The following is a 5912-nucleotide window of genomic DNA, read 5'->3' as shown; positions in this document are numbered from 1 at the left end:
GCGGGGATGGTCGCGTCCTCCGGCGGGGCGGGCCGCGCGGGCGAGGGGATCGCACCGTTCCGGTGGGCGGCCGGTGACGTGGTGTCCTCCCGGGGGCCCTCCGATTCGTCCACGGTGATGCCGTACTCCGTGGCGAGACCGACCAGACCCGTGTCGTAACCCTGGCCCAGCGCACGGAACTTCCAGCCGGTCCCGCGCCGGTACAGCTCTCCGCAGATCATCGCCGTCTCGGCGCCGGTCTCCGGCTCGATGTCGAACTGCGCCAGCGGTTCGCCCGAGGCCTCGTCGCCGGCGGGGCCGTCCGCGCCGTAGAGCAGCAGCCGCAGCTTTCGTACGTCCGCGAAGGTGCCGCCGTCCGCGGACGCGGCCAGCAGCACACGGTCCACGTGGGAGCCGAGGGCGGGCAGATCCGCCTCGATCGAGTCGCGCAGCCCGTCCGGCTCCTGCTTCTTGGCGAGGTGGCGGACGACGCCCGAGGGGTGCAGCGGCTGGTTGTAGAAGACGAAGTCCTCGTCGGAGCGCACCTGCCCGCTGTCGTCGAGCAACAGGGCCGAGGCGTCGACGTCGGGCACTCCTGATCCCGGGAGCCAGCACAGGACGGCACGCACCGCCACAGTCTTCAGCTGAATGTTCGAGCCCTTCACCATGGCGTGCGTCATGGGCTCATCCTGCCTTCCGTGCGGGCTCCGGGACAACGCGAGGGTCATTGCATGTACCTGGCGGTAACGCGATTTTCACCCCTGAGTGGAACTTTCGGCACCCTCCCGTACGTACGATGAGCGGCTGGTTCTCGCCACGGACCCTTGTCCTGGTGGAGCGGGCCGGGGGCGTCTCCGGGGTCATCAGGCCGGGGAAGAGGCACGATTCACGCGGTCGCGCAGGCCATCCGGAATGCCGCGCGACGGGGAGACGGGGGCACTCATGCGTCATTTCGGCCAGCTCGCGCCGGAGGTCAGGAGCGGGCTCTTCCAGCACGAACCCGCCGAGTTCACGGCGGACGCACCGGGCAGGACGCTCGCCGCAGCGCTGGGGGCCACCCTCTACTGCCCCGCCACACGTCCCGGCCTCGCTGCCGACGTGGTCAAGCAGGCCCGGCTCGGTGTGGTGTCGATGGTGCTGTGCCTGGAGGACTCGATCGACGACCGGGAGGTCGCCGATGCCGAGAGCAATCTGGTCCGGCAGCTGGAGGAGCTCGCCGCGCAGAAGTCCGGGCCGCGGCAGCAGGATGTGCCGCTGCTGTTCGTACGCGTCCGGGCGCCCGGTCAGATAACGGATCTGGTGGCGCGGCTGGGGGACGCCGTGCGGGTGCTGTCCGGGTTCGTGCTGCCGAAGTTCACCGAGGAGCGCGGCATCCCCTTCCTCGAAGCGCTCACCGCCGCCGAAGGGGCCGTGGGGCGGCGGCTGTTCGCGATGCCGGTCCTGGAGTCGCCGGAGCTGCTGCACATGGAGACGCGGTCGGGGACGCTCGCCGGGATCGCCCGTACGGTCGACAAGTACCGGGAGCGCGTGCTGGCCCTGCGGCTGGGCGTCACCGACTTCTGCTCTGCCTACGGGCTGCGCCGCACGCCCGAGATGACGGCGTACGACGTGCAGCTCGTCGCCTCCGTCATCGGAGACGTGGTGAACGTGCTGGGGCGTGCCGACGGCACGGGATACACGGTCACGGGTCCCGTGTGGGAGTACTTCCGGTCACAGGAGAGGATGTTCAAGCCGCAGTTGCGCCAGAGCATCTTCACCGGGCGCGCGGAGGAGCTCCGTACCGCGATCATCGATCACGACATCGACGGACTTCTGCGGGAGATCGAACTGGACCGGGCGAACGGGCTCCTGGGGAAGACCTGCATCCACCCCTCGCACGTGCTGCCCGTGCACGCCCTGTCCGTGGTGAGCCTGGAGGAGTACAGCGACGCCACCGACATCCTGCGCCCGGAGCGCAGCGGCGGCGGGGTGGTGCGATCCGCCTACACGAACAAGATGAACGAGGTGAAGCCGCACCGCGCCTGGGCCGAGCGGACCATGCTGCGGGCGGAACTGTTCGGGGTGGCCCGCGAGGGCGTCGGATTCGTCGACGTGCTGGCGGCCGGAGCGCGGGCGGCGGCCTGATGCGGACGCGTACGGGAGAGGGACGAGCGACGGGATGAGCGACGTGGTGTGGTCGGGTCAGTGGGTGGCCGAACGTCTGGACGTGCGGCTGAAGGGCGAGGGCCTGCGGGAGTTGATGGGGCTCGCGCTGCGCCGCAACCCGAAGCGTGCCCATCTGCTCGTTTCACGGGTCCTCGGCAAGCACATCCCGGAGCGCCCCGAGACGGTCTACGGCGTCGGGCTGGAGCTGGGCCGGCGGGTCCGGGCTCTGCTCGGCGACGACCTCGCGGACCGGTCCGTGGTCCTCGGATACGCGGAGACGGCCACCGGGCTCGGCCACAGCGTCGCCGACGGGATCGGCAGCGTCACGTGTCTGCACTCCACCCGGCGGCCGGTGAGGGGAGTGGACGCCGTCGGGGGGTTCGAGGAGGAGCACAGTCACGCCACATCGCATCTGCTGCTCCCCGAGGACCCTCAACTGCTCGGCGGGCAGGGGCCGTTGGTTCTGGTCGACGACGAGTTCTCCACGGGCCGCACCGTGCGCAACACCATCGCGGCGCTGCACCGCAACCACCCGCGTGAGCGTTACGTGGTGGTGGCGCTCACCGACATGCGGTCGTCGGACGACACGGCTGCCCTGGAGAAGTTCGCCGCGGAACTCGGTGCCCGCGTGGACGTGGTGGCGCTCGCCGGCGGGCGCGTCTCGCTCCCGCACGACGTGCTGGAGCGCGGACAGCGCCTCGTGGCCGAAGCCGAGGCCGAAGCGGCAGCCGGGGCACGGCACGGCGTGGGGACGGCAGGGACGGTGACGCAGCAGCCCAAGTCCGGCGATGCGCGCTCCTCCGCTCACCGGCCCGTCACGCGGGTGGAACTCGACTGGCCCCGGGAACTCCCCGACGGCGGACGGCACGGATTCACCGCAACCCACCGCGAAAGACTGAACGCGGCCCTGCCGTCGATGGCCTCCCGGCTCGCCTCGGCGCTCTCGGATGCCGGAACGCTCGCAGGGGGCTCCGGCCCTCACTCAGCCGGCGCCGAAGGCTCCACGCCGCCGCGCGTACTCCTGCTCGGCTGCGAGGAGTTGATGTACGCGCCGCTGCGTCTCGCCGTCGCACTCGAGCAACGGCTCGACGGAGAAGCCGAGTTGCGCTTCTCCACCACCACCCGCTCGCCCGTGCTGGCGCTCGACGACCCGGCGTACGCGGTCCGTACGGCCATCTCCTTCCCCGCCCACGACGAACACGGCGCGGAGGAACAGGCCGCCCGCGAGCGCCCGGGGGAGCCCGCCGCCGAGACGCGCTACGCCTACAACGTCGCGCCCGGCACCGACGCGCGCCGCCGCTTCGACGCCGTGATCCTCGTGACCGACTCGACCGCCGACACCCCCGCACTGCACGCCCCCGGCGGGCTGCTCGCCCAACTCGCGGAGCACACCGGCCAGGTGCTGCTCGCCGTCCTGCCCTCCTACGTCCCGCTGCCGCAGCCACTGCGCGGCCCGGACTTCTCCTCGTACGCCCCGGACGAGGTCGGCTGGCTGCTGCAGGACATGTCGGACACCCGACTGGAGGCGCCGACCGAGGAGCGTGAGGAGGCGATCCAGAGCGGCGGCGCGCACTACGCGGAGTCCCTGCCCGTCGAGTACCAGCCGAGCGCGGAGTACGAGCGGCTCTTCCACAGCGCGCTGGAGGTCTCGGCCTCACGCGTCGCCCGGGCAGTGGGCACGGTCACCGACACGGTCCTCAGGGAACGCGGGGCCGCCGGGCCCTCAGAGGCCGGCCCCCGCACGGGGGCGCTGCGTTCGGGGCCGGGGCTGCCCGTACTGGTGTCGCTGGCGCGCGCGGGCACCCCCGTCGGCGTACTGATGCGCCGCTGGGCCCGTCAGACCCACGGCCTGGACCTGCCCCACTACGCCGTCTCCATCGTGCGCGGACGCGGAATCGACACCAACGCACTGCGCTGGATCGCCGCCCACCACGACCCTGCCGACGTCGTCTTCGTCGACGGCTGGACCGGCAAGGGAGCCATCACCCGTGAACTCGCGGACGCGCTCGCCCCGTTCGAGGGATTCGACCCGGAACTCGCAGTGCTGGCGGACCCCGGCGGCTGCGTGCGCACGTACGGCACCCGCGAGGACTTCCTCATCCCCTCCGCCTGCCTCAACTCCACCGTCTCCGGGCTGATTTCCCGCACCGTGCTCCGTTCCGACCTGGTTGGCCCGCATGACTACCACGGCGGCAAGTTCTACCGGGACCTCGCCGGCGCGGACGTGTCCAATCTCTTCCTGGAGAAGGTCACCGCCCGTTTCGACGACGTACGCGAATCCGTCGCCGAGGACGTGACCGCGCTGCTCGCATCCGACCGCGCCCCCACCTGGGTGGGCTGGCGTGCCGTGGAACGCATCTGCGAGGACTACGGCATAGGGGATGTGAACCTCGTCAAGCCTGGCGTGGGAGAGACGACGCGCGTTCTGCTGCGCCGGGTGCCGTGGAGAGTGCTCGCGCGGCGGGGCGCGGGCTCCGACCTGGACCACGTGCGGCTGCTGGCCGGACAGCGGGGCGTCCCCGTCGAAGAGGTCGATGAACTCCCGTACAGCTGCGTCGGTCTGATCCATCCACGCTTCACCCGCGGCGCCACGGGCGCGGACGGGAGGGCCGCAGGATGACGGCTTCTCCGGCGCTTCCTCTCATCGCCAGCGACCTCGACCGCACACTGATCTACTCCGCGGCGGCCCTCGGCCTCACCATGCCGGACGCGGAGGCTCCGCGACTGCTGTGCGTGGAGACGTACGAGCGCAGGCCGCTGTCGTACATGACCGAGACCGCGGCCGAGCTGCTGACGCAGCTGACCGCTCGCAGCGTCTTCGTGCCCACCACCACCAGGACCCGCGAGCAGTACGGGCGCATCAGGCTTCCCGGCGGCCCCGCGCGCTACGCGGTGTGCGCCAACGGCGGCCACCTGCTGGTCGACGGAGAGTCCGACCCCGGCTGGCACGCACAGGTGCTCCGCGGCCTGGCGGGCTGCGCCCCGCTCGCCGAGGTCCGCGAGCATCTGCGCGGCGCCGCCGCCGACGGCGACTGGGTGCTCAAGCAGCGGGTCGCGGACGAGCTGTTCGCATATCTCGTCGTCGACCGTGAGCGGATGCCCGACGCCTGGGTCAAGGAGCTGGCGGAGTGGGCGGGCACGCGAGGCTGGACGGTGTCGCTTCAGGGGCGCAAGGTCTACGCCGTGCCGGGGCCGCTGACCAAGAGCGCAGCCGTCGCCGAGGTCGCCCGGCGCACCGGAGCCACCCACACCTACGCCGCGGGCGACTCGCTCCTCGACGCCGACATGCTGCTAGCCGCAGGTCACGGCTGGCTCCCCGGCCACGGCGAACTCGCCGACAGCGGCTGGCAGTCCGAGCACATCACTGCCCTGACCGAACGGGGCGTGGCGGCCGGGGAGCGGATCCTGCGGGAGATGTGGAAGGTCGCGGAGGGGAGCGGTCCCGGCTGAGGCGCCTCTCGCGCTCTCAGCCGCCCCGCGCGTTCGTCATCCCCCCGCGCGTCCCTCAGCCCGCTTCGGCAGGTCGGTCCGCACGCTCCGCGAGCCGGCTCAACGTCGCCTCCAGCCCGGTGCCTTCGGGCTGCCTGCGGTTGTACGGAAGCTTCGAGAGCACCGCCGCCATGCCGCAGGTGTTGCTGAGCGCGGAGAAGACGAGTCCGCCGCCGATCAGCAGCGAGAGGATGCGGGCGCCCGGTATGAGCAGGTCCAGCAGGAGGCCCAGTACGACCAGCGAGCCCGCGACCAGCCGGACCTGACGCTCCATCGGCCACACGGCCCGAGCGCCGGCA

Annotated in this window: 5 protein-coding genes; 3 read left to right on the top strand and 2 right to left on the bottom strand. The window is 71.8% G+C overall.

The window, feature by feature from the left end:
- A partial coding sequence (locus tag H5J26_RS27500; protein WP_181768673.1) for a TerD family protein occupies positions 1–659 on the bottom strand: 659 nt, incomplete at its 3' end.
- 262 nt (positions 660–921) lie between these two features.
- Here H5J26_RS27500 and H5J26_RS27495 point away from each other — a divergent pair.
- The 3 genes from H5J26_RS27495 to H5J26_RS27485 are packed head-to-tail and all read left to right on the top strand — an operon-like array spanning position 922 to position 5574.
- A complete protein-coding gene (locus H5J26_RS27495) occupies positions 922–2103 on the top strand; it encodes an HpcH/HpaI aldolase/citrate lyase family protein (protein ID WP_181768672.1) in 1182 nt (393 codons plus the stop codon).
- 34 nt (positions 2104–2137) lie between these two features.
- On the top strand, positions 2138–4744 hold the full coding sequence (locus tag H5J26_RS27490) for a phosphoribosyltransferase (protein WP_181768671.1): 2607 nt from the start codon (positions 2138–2140) through the stop codon (positions 4742–4744).
- Positions 4741–5574, top strand: a complete 834-nt coding sequence (locus tag H5J26_RS27485) for an HAD family hydrolase (RefSeq protein ID WP_181768670.1) — start codon at positions 4741–4743, stop codon at positions 5572–5574. The genes H5J26_RS27490 and H5J26_RS27485 overlap by 4 nt, the downstream gene beginning before the upstream one ends.
- A gap of 55 nt (positions 5575–5629) precedes the next feature.
- Here the strand turns inward: H5J26_RS27485 and H5J26_RS27480 are convergent.
- Positions 5630–5912: YgaP family membrane protein (locus tag H5J26_RS27480; RefSeq protein WP_181768669.1), on the bottom strand; the 283-nt coding region annotated here is incomplete at its 5' end.

Origin of the sequence: Streptomyces albidus (ex Kaewkla and Franco 2022), assembly GCF_013870515.1 — a bacterium.
In the GTDB taxonomy this organism is placed as follows: Bacteria; Actinomycetota; Actinomycetes; order Streptomycetales; family Streptomycetaceae; genus Streptomyces; species Streptomyces albidus.
The sequence above is the reverse complement of the archived record's forward strand: the minus strand, read 5'-3'. Positions and strand labels throughout refer to the sequence as shown.